Genomic DNA, 13,464 nt, shown 5'->3' with positions numbered 1-13,464 from the left:
GCGCTTGTCGCTGAGGACGGGCGGGCTGTCATTGCGCCCGGTCAATTTGCTTGCGCGAACGGCTGTTGTGGCACCCCTTCGCACAGCAGGGCGCGGGGGTGTCGCCCGACGGCGCCTGGCCGCCGAGCGGAACCGACGTCGCGCCGCCGCCGCAAAGCATGACCGCCAGCATTCGCTGCGACGTGCCCGGCAACGGCCCGGTCATCGCCGGGATCAGCGCCGACAGCGCGAAGAGCAGCGGGCTGGGCGTCATATGTCTTCCTCGTCGATCAGGATGCGCGCCGCAGAGCCGTCGGGATCGTCGAACTGGCCGTTCCGAAGCGCCCAGAAGAAGGCACCGAGGCCGAGCAGGCCGAGCGCGAGCGCGGCGGGAATCAGGATCGCAAGGCCGGTCATCGCGCGACCCTCGCCAGACGCAGGGAATTGCCGACGACGATCAGCGAACTGATCGACATCGCCAGCGCCGCGATCAGCGGCGTCACCAGCCCCGCGATGGCGAGCGGCACCGCGAAGACGTTGTAGAGGATCGCCAGCGCGAAATTCTGCCGCACGATGCGCATCGTCGCGCGCGATGCGCGCACGGCGCGGGGCAGGGCGATCAAAGAATCCTGCACGAAGACGAGGTCGGACGCCTGCAATCCGACATCGCTGGCGGTGCCCGGCGCGATCGAGGCGTCGGCGGCGGCGAGCGCGGGGCCGTCGTTGAGCCCGTCGCCGACCATCAGCACATGGTGTCCGGAGGCGCGCAGGCGGGCGATCGCCGCCTGCTTGTCGGCGGGCGTCGCGCTCGCCTGCGCCGTCAGGCCGGTCTCGCGTGCGACCTCGGCGACCGCGGCGATGTTGTCGCCCGACAGGATCGAGCATTCGACGCCGAGTGCGCGCAGCCCGGCGAGCGCCTCCGCCGCGTCGGGACGCAGCCGGTCGCTGCAGACGATCAGCCGGGCGGGGGCGCCGTCTATGTCGAGCACCACGGCGGTGCCGGTCGCCTGTTCGGGGCGGCGCAAGGCCACTGCGCCATCGTCATGATGCGCGAACACGCCTTCGCCGGGTCGCTCCTCGACGCCCCACAGGCTCGCCGCGCGGACGCCGCGGGCCGCGAGCGCACCGGCCAGCGCGCGCGACAGCGGGTGGCGGCTGTGCGACGCCAGCGCGAGCGCGATCCCGGCCTCGGTCGGCGGCAGCGCGTCGAGCGCGGCCGGATCGGGCGTCAGGCGCCCCAGCGTCAGCGTTCCCGTCTTGTCGAGCAATGCGCGGTCGATGGTCGCGAGCCGTTCGAGCGCCGAGCCGTCCTTAACCATCAGCCCCGCACGCATCAGCGCGCCGCTCGCCACGACCTGCGCCACCGGCACCGCGAGGCCGAGCGCACAGGGGCACGTGATGATCAGCACCGCGACGCCGATGACCAGCGCCTCGTACAGGCTCGCACCCGCGATCAGCCAGCCGATCACCGAGATGGCGGCGAGCGTGTGGACCGCGGGCGCATAGAGGCGCGATGCCCGGTCGGCGATGCGAACGTAGCGCGATCGGCTCTGCGTCGAGGCTTCCATCAGCCGCGCGATCTCGGCAAGCGTCGTGTCCTGCCCGGCATGGCTGACGCGCACGTCGACCGGCGCGTCGAGGTTGAGCGTGCCCGCGAGCGCGGCATCGCCGCGATGCAGCGCGATCGGTGCGCTTTCGCCGGTCAGCAGCGACTGGTCGAAGCGGCTCTGCCCCGCAACGATTTCTCCGTCGGCGGCGAGGCGTTCGCCCGCCGCGACGCGCATCACCATGCCGGCGGCGAGCTCGTCGGCCTTGCGCCATGCCAGCGTGCCGTCGGCGGCGACCACCGTCGCGCCCTGCGCCGCCTGGCGGATCAGCGCATCGACACCGGCGCGCGCCTTGTCGCGCATCATCGCGTCGAGCACCCGCCCCGCGAGCAGGAAGGTCAGCAGCATCAGCACACCGTCGAACCACGCATGCTCGCCGCCGACGGCGGTCTCGTAGAAGCTGAGGCCGGTAGCGATCAGGACGCCGATCGAGATCGGCACGTCCATGTTGGTGCGCCCGTGCCGCAGCACGCGCCATGCTGAGGCGAAGAAGGGGCGTCCGGCGTAGGCGACCGCGGGAATCGCGATCGCCGCCGAAATCCAGTGGAACAACGATCGTGTTGCGCCGTCCGCGCCCGACCAGATGCTGACCGACAGCAGCATGACGTTCATCGCGGCGAAGCCCGCGACCGCGAACGGGGCGAGCAGCGGCTTCACCGCCGACAGATTGGGTGCAAGTTCGTCACGGCGCGGCTGCGCCTCGAACCCCAGCACTGCAAGTGCATCGACCAGATCGCGTTCCTCGACGCGGTCGCCGTGCGCGACGGTCACCGTGCGCGCCGACAGGTTGACGCGTGCGCCCGAAACGCCGGGCAGGGTGCTCAGCCCGCGCTCGACCTTGCTCATACAACCGGCGCAATGCATCCCCGGCACTGCGAGCACGGTGCGCAGCGGCGCGACGTCGGGGCGCGGCTGTGCGCTCATTGCAGTGCTTCTTCGCGGCGCCAGCGCTGTGCGCCGTCGGCGACCGCGAGGCGCAGCGTCCACCGGCCCTCCGGCACGGCTTCGTGCGACAGATAGCGACCCTCGCCGATCGCCTCGAAGCGGAGCGCCCGGTCGGGCAGGCGGCCGAGCGGATGGCGCGCGACGCCGGCCACGCTGGCCTCCTCACCCGGCCCTTTCAGCGTCACGAGCAGCCGGCCGTCGGGGCGCCATGCGGTCACCGCGTCCCAGCCGAGCGCGCGTTCCGCCTCCGCATCGTCGAGCCACTTGTTGAAATGCTGGCTCGCGACATAGCTGTTCTCGACCACGATGCCGCCGAAGGTCGACGCGGCATAGCGCGCCATGACGACGTTGACCGCGATGATCGTGCCGAAGAAACCGACGAGGACGAGCGCCATGTGGCGGCCGGTGAAGGGGCGGTTCATGGATTGACCTCCGGCGCTTCGAAGCGCGTTTCGCTGCTGTCCCGCTCGCCGCGCTCGTCGAGCGAACGGACGGCGAAGGTGATCGCTTGCGCCGGGGTGTCGCGCGGCGCGACGACATAAAGGCGCAGCGGCTGGGTCGCGTCGGCGGGGACGGTCAGGGTCAGCGACCGCGCCGCGTCGGCGCGGTCCATCTCGTCGGTCCACATCATCGCGCCCCGGACGCCGTCGATCGTGATCGCCATGTCGCGCGGCCGGCTTTCCATGTTGCGCAGCTTGATCGTGTATGCGTTGCGGACGCTGCCGTCGCTGAGCAGCATGAAGGGCGGGTTGCGGTCGGGCGCGACCGAAATATCGGTCCGCGTCCGCGCGCCGAGCAGGAACAGCAGCCCGAGGCCGATCCCGCACCAGGCGAGGAAATAGACGATGGTGCGCGGACGCAGCAGCGTCTTCCACGCCGGACGCGGCGTTTCGCCCGCGGCTTCGCGCTTGCAGTCGTCGAGCGTCGCATAGTCGATCAGCCCACGCGGCCGCCCGATCTCGCCCATCACCCGGTCGCAGGCGTCGATGCACAGCGCGCAGGTGATGCAGCCGATCTGCGGCCCCTCGCGAATGTCGATTCCGGTCGGGCAGACCGCGACGCACTGGTTGCAGTCGATGCAGTCGCCGAAGGCCCCCGGGTCCTTCGCCGCCTTCTTGACGCTGCCGCGCGGCTCGCCCCGCCAGTCCTTGTAGGTGACGATCAACGATTTCTCGTCGAGCATCGCGGTCTGGATGCGCGGCCACGGGCACATGTATATGCACACCTGCTCGCGCATGAAACCGCCGAGGGTGAAGGTCGTCGCGGTCAGGATGGCGACGGTCGCATAGGCGACGGGCGCGGCGTCGCCGGCCCAGAAATCGCGCGTCAGCGTCGGCGCATCGGCGAAATACATGATCCACGCGCCGCCGGTCCAGAAGCTGATGACCAGATAGATCGTCCATTTGACCGCGCGCTTCGCGATCTTCTCGGCGGTCCACGGCCCGTTGGCGAGCCGGATCTGCGCGTTGCGGTCGCCGTCGATCAGGCGGTCGACATGCTGGAACAGGTCGGTCCAGACGGTCTGCGGGCAGCTATAACCGCACCAGGCGCGCCCGACGGCGCTGGTGACGAGGAACAGGCCGATGCCGGCCATGATCAGCATGCCGGCGACGAAATAGAATTCGTGCGGCCATATCTCGATCCCGAACATGTAGAAGCGGCGATGCGCGAGATCGACGAGCACCGCCTGATCGGGCGCATAGGGGCCGCGGTCCCAGCGGATCCATGGCGTGATGTAATAGATGCCCAGGGTGACGAACATCACCAGCCATTTGAAGCGGCGGAACGGGCCTTGCACCTTCTGCGGGTAGACGCCCCGGCGCTTTTCGTAGAGCTGCGGCTCGTTCTCGGGCGGGGGCGGCGGCGTGCGTTGCTTGCGGGACGATGCACGCAGCGCCGCGGCGTCCGCCGCGAGTACGGACAGGGGGTCAGGGCCGGACATCGCCCGCCTCTTGCGGCACCGCGCCGGCCTGCGCCGCGGCGGTTTCGCCGGGCGCCGCAGCGGTGGCCGCAAAGGCTTCGCCGCCTCCCAGCGAATGGACATAGGCCGCCAGCATCTTGATCGTCACCGGATCGAGCCGTCCGCCCCACGCGGGCATCACGCCGAGCCGCGCGTTGCTGATCTGCTGCACGACCTGCGCCTTCGATCCGCCATAAAGCCATATGGCGTCGGCCAGGTTGGGGGCGCCGAACTGGCGATCGCCCTTGCCGTCGGCGCCGTGGCACGCCGCGCAATTGTCGGCGAAGATCTGTGCACCGGACGCATTCGGTTTTGCCCGGCCCGACAGGCTCAGCACATGGTCGGCGACCGCCGAAATCTGTCCGTCGGTCAGCATCTGGTCGCGGCCGAAGGCGGGCATCAGGCTGGTGTGCGTATCCTTGCCGCCCGGCTGGCGCGTGCCATGGATGATCGTATATTCGATCTCCTTCAGATTGCCGCCCCACAGCCAGTCGTCGTCGTTGAGATTCGGATAGCCGATCGAACCAGCCGCGCCGGCACCGTGGCACTGGACGCAATTGACCTTGAAGGCGGCGCGTCCGCCCGCGACGGCGGCGCGCATCAGCGCCGGATCGTCGGGCAGCTTCTCGATCGGCATGTCGGCGAGCGCCGCGACGGTCGCGGCGCGCGCCTTGTCCTGTTCCGCGATCTCGGTCGCGAGTTGTCCGCGGCTCGACCAGCCGAGCACGCCCTCGGTCGCGCGATCGATCATCGGCCAGGCGGGATAGGCGATCACATAGGCGATGCCCCAGACTATCGTGGCGTAAAAGGCCCAGAGCCACCAGCGCGGCATCGGCGTGTCGAGTTCCTCGATGCCGTCCCATTCGTGGCCGACGGTCTGCGTGCCCGTCGCTTCGTCCAGGCGGCTACCGGCTGCGAGCTTGTCATTCGCCATCGTTGTCGTCCTTGAAAATCGCCTCGGCGGCTTCCTGATTGCGCGACCGGGCGCCGGGCCGGAAGGGCCATGCGCACAGGATCACGAACACGACCAGCATCGCGAGCAGCCCCCAGCTGTCGGCGAGATGGCGCAGCGTTTCATAGGTCGAATGATCGTTCATCGGCCCTTCTCCGACGCCAGCTCTTCCTGCGCTGCCGCGCTGTTCACGTCGACCAGCGTGCCGAGCATCTGGAGATAGGCGACCAGCGCATCCATCTCGGTGACGCGGCCGGGATTGCCGTCGAAATCGCGAATCTGCGCCTTGGGATAGCGCTTCGCGAGGTCGCCGGCGTCGGCATCAGGGTCGGCCTGCGCGCGCAGGTCGGCCTCCGCCTGCTCGATGTCGGCCTTCGTATAGGGCACGCCGACCTTGCGCAGCGCTTCCAGCCGCGCGGCGGGGTCGCCGACCTTCAGTTCCTTCTCGGCGAGGAAGGCGTAGGGCGGCATGATGCTTTCGGGCACGACCGACCGCGGGTCCTTGAGGTGCTGGACGTGCCACTCGTCCGAATAGCGGCCGCCGACGCGCGCAAGGTCGGGCCCGGTGCGCTTCGATCCCCACTGGAACGGGTGGTCGTACATGCTTTCCGCGGCAAGGCTGTAGTGGCCATAGCGCTCGACCTCGTCGCGGAACGGACGGATCATCTGGCTGTGACAGGTATAGCAGCCCTCGCGGACATAGATGTCGCGCCCCGCCTGTTCGAGCGGCGTATAGGGACGCATCCCCTTCACCTTCTCGATCGTGTTGTCGATCCAGAACAGCGGTGCGATCTCGACGATGCCGCCGATCGCCACCGCGATGAAGGCGAAGACGCCGAGCAGGGTGACGTTGCGTTCCAGCTTCTTGTGATGTTGGGTGACACTGGCCATGGCGACTATCCTTATTCGGCCGGGGCGGGCGCGATCGGGCGATCGGCAGCCGCGTCATAGGGAGCGGAGGACATCGGGGCCTCTTCGCGCTGGCGACCCTGGATCGTGCGCCAGACGTTGACGACCATCAGCACGCCGCCCGCGAGGTAGAGCACGCCGCCGAACGCGCGGAGCAGGTACATCGGGTGCAGCGCGGCGACCGTGTCGACGAAGCTGTTCACCAGATAGCCGTCGGCGCCATATTCGCGCCACATCAGCCCCTGGGTCACGCCGGCAACCCACATGGCCGAGGCATAGAAGACGATCCCCAGCGTCGCGAGCCAGAAGTGCCAGTTGACCATGCGCAGACTGTAGAGCCGCTCGCGGTTCCACAGCCGCGGAACGAGGTAGTAGACTGCGGCAAAGGTGATCATCCCGTTCCAGCCGAGCGCGCCGGCGTGGACATGGCCGATCGTCCAGTCGGTATAGTGCGACAGCGAGTTGACGACCTTGACGCTCAGCATCGGGCCCTCGAACGTCGCCATGCCATAGAAGGCGAGGGCGACGACCATCATGCGGATGATCGGGTCGGTGCGCACCTTGTCCCACGCGCCGTTCAGCGTCATCAGCCCGTTGATCATGCCGCCCCAGCTCGGCATCCACAGGATGACGGAGAAGACCATGCCCAGCGTCTGCGCCCAGTCAGGCAGCGCGGTATAGTGCAGGTGGTGCGGGCCCGCCCAGATGTAGAGGAAGATCAGCGACCAGAAGTGCAGGATCGACAGCCGATAGCTGTAGATCGGCCGCTGCGCCTGCTTGGGCACGAAATAATACATCATCGCGAGGAAGGGCACGGTCAGGAAGAAGGCGACCGCATTGTGCCCGTACCACCACTGGACCAGCGCATCCTGCACGCCCGAGAAGGCCGAGTAGGACAGCGATCCCGTCCACGACACCGGCACCGCCAGATTGTTGAGGATGTGCAGCATCGCGATGGTGATGATGAACGACAGGTAGAACCAGTTCGCCACATAGATATGCGGCTCCTTGCGCTTCAGCAGCGTGCCGACGAACACCGCGCCATAGAGGACCCAGACGATCGTCAGCCACAGGTCGACATACCATTCGGGCTCGGCATATTCGCGCGACTGCGTGATGCCGAGGACATAGCCGCTCGCCGCGAGCACCAGGAACATCTGATAGCCCCAGAAGACGAAGCGGGCGATCCCGGGGAAGGCCAGCCGCGCGCGACAGGTGCGCTGCACGACGTAGAAGCTCGTCGCGATGAGCGCGTTGCCGCCGAAGGCGAAGACGACCGCAGAAGTATGCAGCGGCCGCAGCCGCCCGAAGGTCGTGTATTCAAGGCCGAGGTTCAGCGCCGGAAAGGCGAGCTGCAGGGCGATGTAGAGGCCGACCAGGAAACCGACGATTCCCCAGAAGACGGTCGCGAGCACGCCCCAGCGCACCGGATCGTCGTCATAGGTTGTCTCGCCCGACGGCATCCGCAGGACGCCGCGCGCGATCGTGCTATAATCCGCCTTGGAGACGCCGATCGCCATGATGACCAGTGCCGTGAAGGCGACGATCGTCATGTGGATCGAGAAGCCGGCGTCCTTCGCGGTGGCCGCGGCCACCAGGGCCACCAGCATCACGGCGATCCAGATGCCGCCGCGCGCTACGACTTTGTCCATGAATCTTACCCCTACTGAACGGGGCCGCCCTGCGCCCCGCCTGTCGGTGAAACATTGATCCGGATCAATTATCAAGCCGGGAACGACCAATATTTCGCGCCGCTTCGGCGGGGCGGAACCCTTTTTGCGCAGGATCAATGTCGCGGGTCGTGAAGCGGCGCAGCAGGCCGCCGCGCCATAATCACCCTGGGCCGCGAAGGGCGGCCGCTATGGCGCACGGAGACTATCCATGCGTAAGCTTCCCCTCCTGCTGGCAACCGCTGCCTTCGCCGCGGCCGTCCAGCCCGTCTATGCCCAGGAAGGGCAGGGCCGGTTGCAGGTCAAGCTGCTGGCGACGGGCGTGCTGCCCGACGGCAAGATCGACAAGGTGCGCACCGACCTGATCGGCCTCCCCGCGGGCACGCAGACCAGCGCGAACGACAATGTCGTCCCGACGCTGGCTATCGAATATTTCGTCTCGCCCGCCGTGTCGGTCGAAACCATCTGCTGCATGACGCAGCATGACGTCGACGGAACCGCGGGGCTTCCCGGCGCCGAACTGGTGTCCAACGCAAAGCTGGTGCCCGCGACCGTCACGGTCAAATATCATTTCAATCCCGGCGGCGTGTCGCCCTATGTCGGAGCGGGGCCGGCCTATTTCCTGTTCTTCAAGGAAAAGCCCGGCGCCGCGACGCGCACGCTCGGCGCGACGCGCTTCGACATGTCGAACGAACTCGGCTTCGCTCTGCAGGCGGGCGTCGATATTCCGGTGAATGACACTGGGCTTGCGGTCAGCCTCGATGCCAAGCGCTATTTCATCGACACCAATGCGCGCTGGTTCGCCGGTACCACGAAGGTGCTGGAAACGCGCCACCAGCTCGACCCGTGGGTGATCAGCGCCGGGGTCGCGCTGCGCTTCTGATCAGCCGGCGAGTGCCTTCAGCTCCGCGCGGTCGCGAATGACGACCGCGCGGCGCGATGGCAGGTCGACGATTCCGTCGCGCTTCAGCTTGGTGAACTGACGGCTGACGGTTTCGATCGTCAGCCCCAATATGTCGCCCACCTGCTGGCGCGAGAAGGGCAGGTCGAAGCGATCGAGCGGCTGGTCGGGCGTGTCGCAGCCCGGATCGACGAGCCGTTCCGACATGTCGAGCAGGAAGGTCGCGACCCGTTCCTCGGCATTCTTGCGTCCGAGCAGCAGCATCCAGCGTCGCGTCCGGTCGAGCTCGGTCAGCGTGCGCTGGAGCAGCTTGTGTTCGAGCGCGGGGTGGCGGCTCGCGAAGCCGTCGAAATCGGTGCGCGAAAAGACGCAGACCTTCGCTTCGGTCATCGCCGTCACCGAATGCGGCGTCGTGGCGCCGAACGGCCGACCGATGAAGTCCGAAGGATAGACGACGCCGACGATCTGCTCGCGCCCGTCCTCGGTACCGGTGGACAATTTGAGCACGCCTTCGACGACGTTGGCGACGAGGACGGACTCGCTGTCCTCCCAGATCAACGACTCTCCCGGCTCCAGCGTGCGGCGACGGCCGATCGCATTGAGCGCCTCAACCTCGACGGAGTCGAGCGCAGCGCATATCGACCGGTTGCGGACGACGCAGGCATCGCAGGAATTCATGATTTAAAGGTACCATCGGTCCGTCGCGGACGCAATGGAGCGAGGGTCAGACGTCCTCGACCAGCCGGCCATAGAGCTGCGGGCGGCGATCGCGGAAGAAACCCATTCCTGCCCGATGCTTAGCGGCGCGGTCGAGGTCGATCGTCTCGACCAGCACACCCGTTTCCACCGCTCCGAACGCCTTGGACAAATTGCCCCACTCGTCGCTGATGAAGCTGTGGCCATAGAAATCGGATTCGCCCTCGGTGCCGATGCGGTTGGCGGCGATCACCGGCATGCAGTTCGAAACCGCGTGCCCCTGCATCGCGCGGCGCCACATCTGGCTCGTGTCGAGGTCGGGGTCATAGGGCTCCGATCCGATCGCAGTCGGATAGAAAAGCAGTTCCGCGCCCATCAGCGCCATCGCGCGCGCGCATTCGGGATACCATTGGTCCCAGCAGACACCGACGCCGATCCGCGTGCCGAACAGGTCCCAGACCTTGAACCCCGTGTTGCCGGGGCGGAAATAATATTTCTCTTCATAGCCGGGGCCGTCGGGAATGTGGCTCTTGCGGTATGTTCCCATGATGGCGCCGTCGGGGCCGATCATCGCGAGCGTGTTGTAGTAATGCGGCCCATCCTTCTCGAAGAAGCTGGTCGGGATGGCGACGCCCAGTCGGGCGGCGAGCGCCCGCATCGCAACGACGCTCGGGTGCTCGGCGGTCGGCCGCGCGCCGGCGAACAATTCCTCTTCCTCGACCTGACAGAAATAGGGGCCTTCGAACAGTTCGGGCGGCAGGATGACCTGCGCGCCCTGCGCTGCGGCCTCTTCGACCAGTGTCGACACGGCCGCGATATTGGGTTCGACGGGACCGGGCAGGGGAAGCTGAAGCGCGGCGACGGTGAGGGTGCGGGGCATGGCGGATCCGTGATGGGCTCGAAACGAGCCGGAATATAGGGGGCTTTGCGCCCGATGCTAGGACGGATCGCCATTCAGAAGATAGCGAGCCGAAAAGCCGCCATTTGCAAGCCGTCAGGGCTGAATGGCGATCCGCCCTAGGCCGGAAGCTGCTGGCTCGAGCAATGGAAGCTGCCGCCGCCGACGATGATCCCGCGCGCATCGATCCCGACCGTGCGGCGATCGGGGAACAGCGCGCCGATCGTGTCGACCGCCACCCGGTCGTTCGCCGCGCCATAGGTCGGGACGACTACCACGCTGTTGCCGATATAGAAATTCATATAACTCGCCGCCGCAAGGTCGCCGTCGATTTCGATGCGGCCGGGCGAGGGTAGATCGACAATCTCGATCCCACCGAACGCCGCGGTGCGCGCGCGCGCGTCGGCATAGACGGAAGCGTTGGGGTCATGATCGTCTGTCGCCATGGGAATCGCCAGCCGCCCCTCGCCGACGAAGCGCGCCAGATTGTCGACATGCCCGTCGGTATGGTCGCCGATCAGTCCATTGCCCAGCCATAGCAGCCGCTCGATGCCGAGCGACTGGTGAAGCCGCACCGCGATATCCTCGCGCGTCAGCGTCGGGTTGCGGTTCGTGTTGAGCAGGCATTCCTCGGTCGTGACGCAAAGGCCGGTGCCGTCGACGTCGATGCCGCCGCCTTCGAGCACCCAGTCCTGATCGTCGACCGGCAGGCCGCCGGCACGCGCGAGCGCGGCGCCGACCTCCTGGTCGCCGGGCATGACGAATTTCTCGCCCCACCAGTTGAATTCGAAGTTTCGCGCCCGTCGCGCCGCGCCGGTTCCGGCGACGATCGGCCCGGTATCGCGCAGCCAGATGTCGCCGAGCGGCTGGACGAGGATGCGCACCGCCGGATCGACGAGCGCCGCCGCGACCTCGGCCTGGCGCTCGTCGTTGACGACCAGCCGCACCTCTTCGCCCCGGCCGCCGTCATGGACCGCATTGGCGAACGCCGCGACGTCGCGGCGCGCGGCGTCGATCCGGCCCGCCCACTCCGCGTCGAGGTGCGGGAAGCCGATCCACACCGCTTCGTGCGGCGCCCATTCGGCGGCCATGCGCAACGTCATGTCTGCTCTCGATCCTTGTTTCCTGCTCCGCCATGGCGAGCAGGGCTAAGCAATCTCCAGCCGGCGCCCCTTTCGGGACGGCAGCCGGAGATTACCGTGCCGCGTCGCCCCTCGCCATGACGAGGAGCGGACTCCGACCTACTTCGTCGGGCGCGACTTGTCGCGCGCGGCGCGGAACTCGTCGCCCTTCACCCAGTTCGGCCAGGCGTCGGTCGATGCGAGCATGCGGCCGGCGGCATAGAAGAGCTTGAGATCGGCGAGCATGCCGTCCCAGTTCTTGATCGCCGCATATTCGTCGGCGGGGGCGTGATAGCGGTTCTTCTCATAATCCTCCGACGCCTTCTTGCCGGCGTCGGTGCCGCCTTCGACCAGATCCTGGCCGGCGCCGAAGTTGAAGAAGGGCACGCCGCGCTTGGCGAAGCTGAAATGGTCGGACCGGTAATAGAAGCCCTTTTCCGGCGTCGGTTCGTCGACGATCGTGACGTTCGCCGCCTTGGCGATCTTTTCGAGATAGGTATCGAGTTCCGACTTGCCGCGCCCGACGACGACGATGTCCTTGGCGGGGCCGTTGGGATTCAGCGCATCCATGTTCACCCCGCCGACCGTTTGGGCGAGGGGGAAGATCGGATTGGCGGCATAATATTCGGATCCGAGCAGCCCCGATTCTTCGGCCGTGACGGCGACGAAGACGACGCTGCGGTCGGGAGCCCCGGCCTTCTGATAGGCCTGCGCGAGCGTGATCAGCGCCGCGGTGCCGGTCGCATTGTCGACCGCGCCGTTGCAGATGCCGTCGCCGTTCACCGGCGTGCAGCGGCCGAGATGATCCCAATGCGCGGTATAGAGCACATATTCGTCGGGCCGCTTGGCGCCCGGCAGGATGCCGACCACATTGTGCGACAATTTCTTGGTGATGGCGTTGTCGAAGCCCAGCGAGGCCTTGACCCCGGTCAGCGGGACCGCCTTGAAGCCCTTCTTGCCCGCGGCTTCGCGCAGCTTGTCGAAATCCTGCCCGGCGCTCGCGAACAATTCCTTCGCCTTGCCGAGCTGGATCCAGCCGTTGGCGGCGGTCTGGTCGGCGCCGCCATTCTGGCTGTCGGCCAGATATTGCGTGCCGGTGTTGCTCGACTCGACGACGTTCCAGCCATAGGCGGCGGGTTCGGTGTCGTGGACGATCAGCGCCGCGGCCGCGCCCTGCCGCGCCGCTTCCTCATATTTATAGGTCCAGCGGCCGTAATAGGTCATCGCACGGCCGTTGAATTCGCCCTTCGCTTCCTTGGTCTGCCAATCGGGATCGTTGACGAGAATGATGACCGTCTTCCCCTTGACGTCGAGCCCGGCATAGTCGTTCCACCCCTTTTCGGGGGCGTTGATGCCATAGCCGACGAAGACGACGTCGCTGTCCTTGACTTCGGTCTTCGGCTGGACGCGATAGCTGAACGCGACATAATCCTTCGCATATTGCAGCGTTACGGGCGTCTTTCCGCCGGTGAAGGTCAGCGGCGTCGCATTCTTCGCGGTGATCTCGACCAGCGGCACGTCCTGCGTCCACTTGCCGTCGTTGCCCGGCTGAAGCCCCGCCGCCTCGAACTGCCTGATCAGATAGGCGAGCGTCTTCTCCTCGCCCGCGGTGCCCGGCGCACGCCCCTCGTAGGCGTCCGACGACAATTCCTTCGTCGCGTCCTGAAGCGTCTGGAGCGACAGTTCGGGAAACTGCACGTCGGGCAGGGCGGAAGAGGCCGCCTTGTCGGGAGCGCTGCACCCGGCAACGGCGAGCAGCGCCGTGACCGAAAGCGCGACCAGAGAGGTGCGGGGCATGGAAATTCCTTCTCGAAAATCGACGAAGG

General features: G+C 67.1%; 14 protein-coding genes. 1 reads left to right on the top strand and 13 read right to left on the bottom strand.

Annotated elements, in window-relative coordinates:
- Nucleotides 1-28: 28 nt before the first annotated feature.
- From SGRAN_RS12345 to ccoN, 9 genes are read right to left on the bottom strand one after another with little or no spacing between them, the layout of a single operon-like run.
- Nucleotides 29-253 (bottom strand): hypothetical protein, encoded by a 225-nt coding sequence (locus tag SGRAN_RS12345; RefSeq protein WP_067107790.1) that lies wholly within the window; start codon nucleotides 251-253, stop codon nucleotides 29-31.
- The gene (gene ccoS, locus SGRAN_RS12340; protein WP_067107787.1) at nucleotides 250-396 is read right to left on the bottom strand and encodes a cbb3-type cytochrome oxidase assembly protein CcoS; all 147 of its coding nucleotides are present in this window, start codon (nucleotides 394-396) and stop codon (nucleotides 250-252) included. The genes SGRAN_RS12345 and ccoS overlap by 4 nt, the downstream gene beginning before the upstream one ends.
- Entirely contained in the window at nucleotides 393-2,510 is a 2,118-nt protein-coding gene (locus SGRAN_RS12335) for a heavy metal translocating P-type ATPase (RefSeq protein WP_067184027.1), read from the bottom strand. Before SGRAN_RS12335 ends, ccoS begins: the two co-directional genes overlap by 4 nt.
- On the bottom strand, nucleotides 2,507-2,953 hold the full coding sequence (locus SGRAN_RS12330) for a FixH family protein (RefSeq protein ID WP_067184025.1): 447 nt from the start codon (nucleotides 2,951-2,953) through the stop codon (nucleotides 2,507-2,509). Before SGRAN_RS12330 ends, SGRAN_RS12335 begins: the two co-directional genes overlap by 4 nt.
- Nucleotides 2,950-4,473 carry a cytochrome c oxidase accessory protein CcoG gene (gene ccoG, locus SGRAN_RS12325; RefSeq protein WP_082737231.1) on the bottom strand — a complete coding sequence of 508 codons (1,524 nt, stop codon included), beginning with the start codon at nucleotides 4,471-4,473 and terminating at the stop codon, nucleotides 2,950-2,952. The genes SGRAN_RS12330 and ccoG overlap by 4 nt, the downstream gene beginning before the upstream one ends.
- Entirely contained in the window at nucleotides 4,460-5,425 is a 966-nt protein-coding gene (ccoP, locus tag SGRAN_RS12320) for a cytochrome-c oxidase, cbb3-type subunit III (RefSeq protein WP_067184023.1), read from the bottom strand. The genes ccoG and ccoP overlap by 14 nt, the downstream gene beginning before the upstream one ends.
- Complete coding sequence (locus SGRAN_RS12315; protein WP_067184021.1) at nucleotides 5,415-5,588, bottom strand: cbb3-type cytochrome c oxidase subunit 3; 174 nt, start codon at nucleotides 5,586-5,588, stop codon at nucleotides 5,415-5,417. Before SGRAN_RS12315 ends, ccoP begins: the two co-directional genes overlap by 11 nt.
- Nucleotides 5,585-6,334: a cytochrome-c oxidase, cbb3-type subunit II gene (ccoO, locus tag SGRAN_RS12310; RefSeq protein ID WP_067107773.1), complete on the bottom strand. Its 750-nt coding sequence runs from the start codon at nucleotides 6,332-6,334 to the stop codon at nucleotides 5,585-5,587. Before ccoO ends, SGRAN_RS12315 begins: the two co-directional genes overlap by 4 nt.
- A gap of 11 nt (nucleotides 6,335-6,345) precedes the next feature.
- Nucleotides 6,346-8,004 carry a cytochrome-c oxidase, cbb3-type subunit I gene (ccoN, locus tag SGRAN_RS12305; RefSeq protein ID WP_067107770.1) on the bottom strand — a complete coding sequence of 553 codons (1,659 nt, stop codon included), beginning with the start codon at nucleotides 8,002-8,004 and terminating at the stop codon, nucleotides 6,346-6,348.
- A gap of 229 nt (nucleotides 8,005-8,233) precedes the next feature.
- Here ccoN and SGRAN_RS12300 point away from each other — a divergent pair, with 229 nt between their 5' ends.
- The gene (locus SGRAN_RS12300) at nucleotides 8,234-8,905 is read left to right on the top strand and encodes an OmpW/AlkL family protein (RefSeq protein WP_067184018.1); all 672 of its coding nucleotides are present in this window, start codon (nucleotides 8,234-8,236) and stop codon (nucleotides 8,903-8,905) included.
- Here SGRAN_RS12300 and SGRAN_RS12295 read toward each other — a convergent pair whose 3' ends face one another.
- The 4 genes from SGRAN_RS12295 to SGRAN_RS12280 form a co-directional block, all read right to left on the bottom strand.
- Nucleotides 8,906-9,601, bottom strand: coding sequence for a Crp/Fnr family transcriptional regulator (locus SGRAN_RS12295; protein WP_067107764.1), 696 nt, complete (start codon nucleotides 9,599-9,601; stop codon nucleotides 8,906-8,908).
- Between the two features lie 46 nt (nucleotides 9,602-9,647).
- A complete protein-coding gene (gene aguB, locus SGRAN_RS12290; RefSeq protein ID WP_067107761.1) occupies nucleotides 9,648-10,499 on the bottom strand; it encodes an N-carbamoylputrescine amidase in 852 nt (283 codons plus the stop codon).
- Nucleotides 10,500-10,636: 137 nt separating this feature from the next.
- On the bottom strand, nucleotides 10,637-11,620 hold the full coding sequence (locus SGRAN_RS12285; protein ID WP_067184015.1) for an agmatine deiminase family protein: 984 nt from the start codon (nucleotides 11,618-11,620) through the stop codon (nucleotides 10,637-10,639).
- A 138-nt stretch (nucleotides 11,621-11,758) separates the two neighbouring features.
- Nucleotides 11,759-13,435: a M28 family metallopeptidase gene (locus SGRAN_RS12280; RefSeq protein ID WP_067184013.1), complete on the bottom strand. Its 1,677-nt coding sequence runs from the start codon at nucleotides 13,433-13,435 to the stop codon at nucleotides 11,759-11,761.
- Nucleotides 13,436-13,464 lie beyond the last annotated feature (29 nt).

The sequence above is a fragment of the Sphingopyxis granuli genome, from assembly GCF_001559015.1.
Taxonomy (GTDB): domain Bacteria; phylum Pseudomonadota; class Alphaproteobacteria; order Sphingomonadales; family Sphingomonadaceae; genus Sphingopyxis; species Sphingopyxis granuli.
The sequence above is the reverse complement of the archived record's forward strand: the minus strand, read 5'-3'. Positions and strand labels throughout refer to the sequence as shown.

Excerpts from the sequence above, each read along its gene's own strand:
- SGRAN_RS12345 (WP_067107790.1), bottom strand. The coding sequence starts at position 253 with ATGACGCCCAGCCCGCTGCTCTTCGCGCTGTCGGCGCTGATCCCGGCG.
- SGRAN_RS12280 (WP_067184013.1), bottom strand. The coding sequence starts at position 13,435 with ATGCCCCGCACCTCTCTGGTCGCGCTTTCGGTCACGGCGCTGCTCGCC.
- SGRAN_RS12295 (WP_067107764.1), bottom strand. The coding sequence starts at position 9,601 with ATGAATTCCTGCGATGCCTGCGTCGTCCGCAACCGGTCGATATGCGCT.
- ccoP (WP_067184023.1), bottom strand. The coding sequence starts at position 5,425 with ATGGCGAATGACAAGCTCGCAGCCGGTAGCCGCCTGGACGAAGCGACG.
- SGRAN_RS12300 (WP_067184018.1), top strand. The coding sequence starts at position 8,234 with ATGCGTAAGCTTCCCCTCCTGCTGGCAACCGCTGCCTTCGCCGCGGCC.
- ccoG (WP_082737231.1), bottom strand. The coding sequence starts at position 4,473 with ATGTCCGGCCCTGACCCCCTGTCCGTACTCGCGGCGGACGCCGCGGCG.
- SGRAN_RS12330 (WP_067184025.1), bottom strand. The coding sequence starts at position 2,953 with ATGAACCGCCCCTTCACCGGCCGCCACATGGCGCTCGTCCTCGTCGGT.
- ccoN (WP_067107770.1), bottom strand. The coding sequence starts at position 8,004 with ATGGACAAAGTCGTAGCGCGCGGCGGCATCTGGATCGCCGTGATGCTG.
- aguB (WP_067107761.1), bottom strand. The coding sequence starts at position 10,499 with ATGCCCCGCACCCTCACCGTCGCCGCGCTTCAGCTTCCCCTGCCCGGT.
- SGRAN_RS12335 (WP_067184027.1), bottom strand. The coding sequence starts at position 2,510 with ATGAGCGCACAGCCGCGCCCCGACGTCGCGCCGCTGCGCACCGTGCTC.
- ccoO (WP_067107773.1), bottom strand. The coding sequence starts at position 6,334 with ATGGCCAGTGTCACCCAACATCACAAGAAGCTGGAACGCAACGTCACC.
- SGRAN_RS12315 (WP_067184021.1), bottom strand. The coding sequence starts at position 5,588 with ATGAACGATCATTCGACCTATGAAACGCTGCGCCATCTCGCCGACAGC.
- ccoS (WP_067107787.1), bottom strand. The coding sequence starts at position 396 with ATGACCGGCCTTGCGATCCTGATTCCCGCCGCGCTCGCGCTCGGCCTG.
- SGRAN_RS12285 (WP_067184015.1), bottom strand. The coding sequence starts at position 11,620 with ATGACGTTGCGCATGGCCGCCGAATGGGCGCCGCACGAAGCGGTGTGG.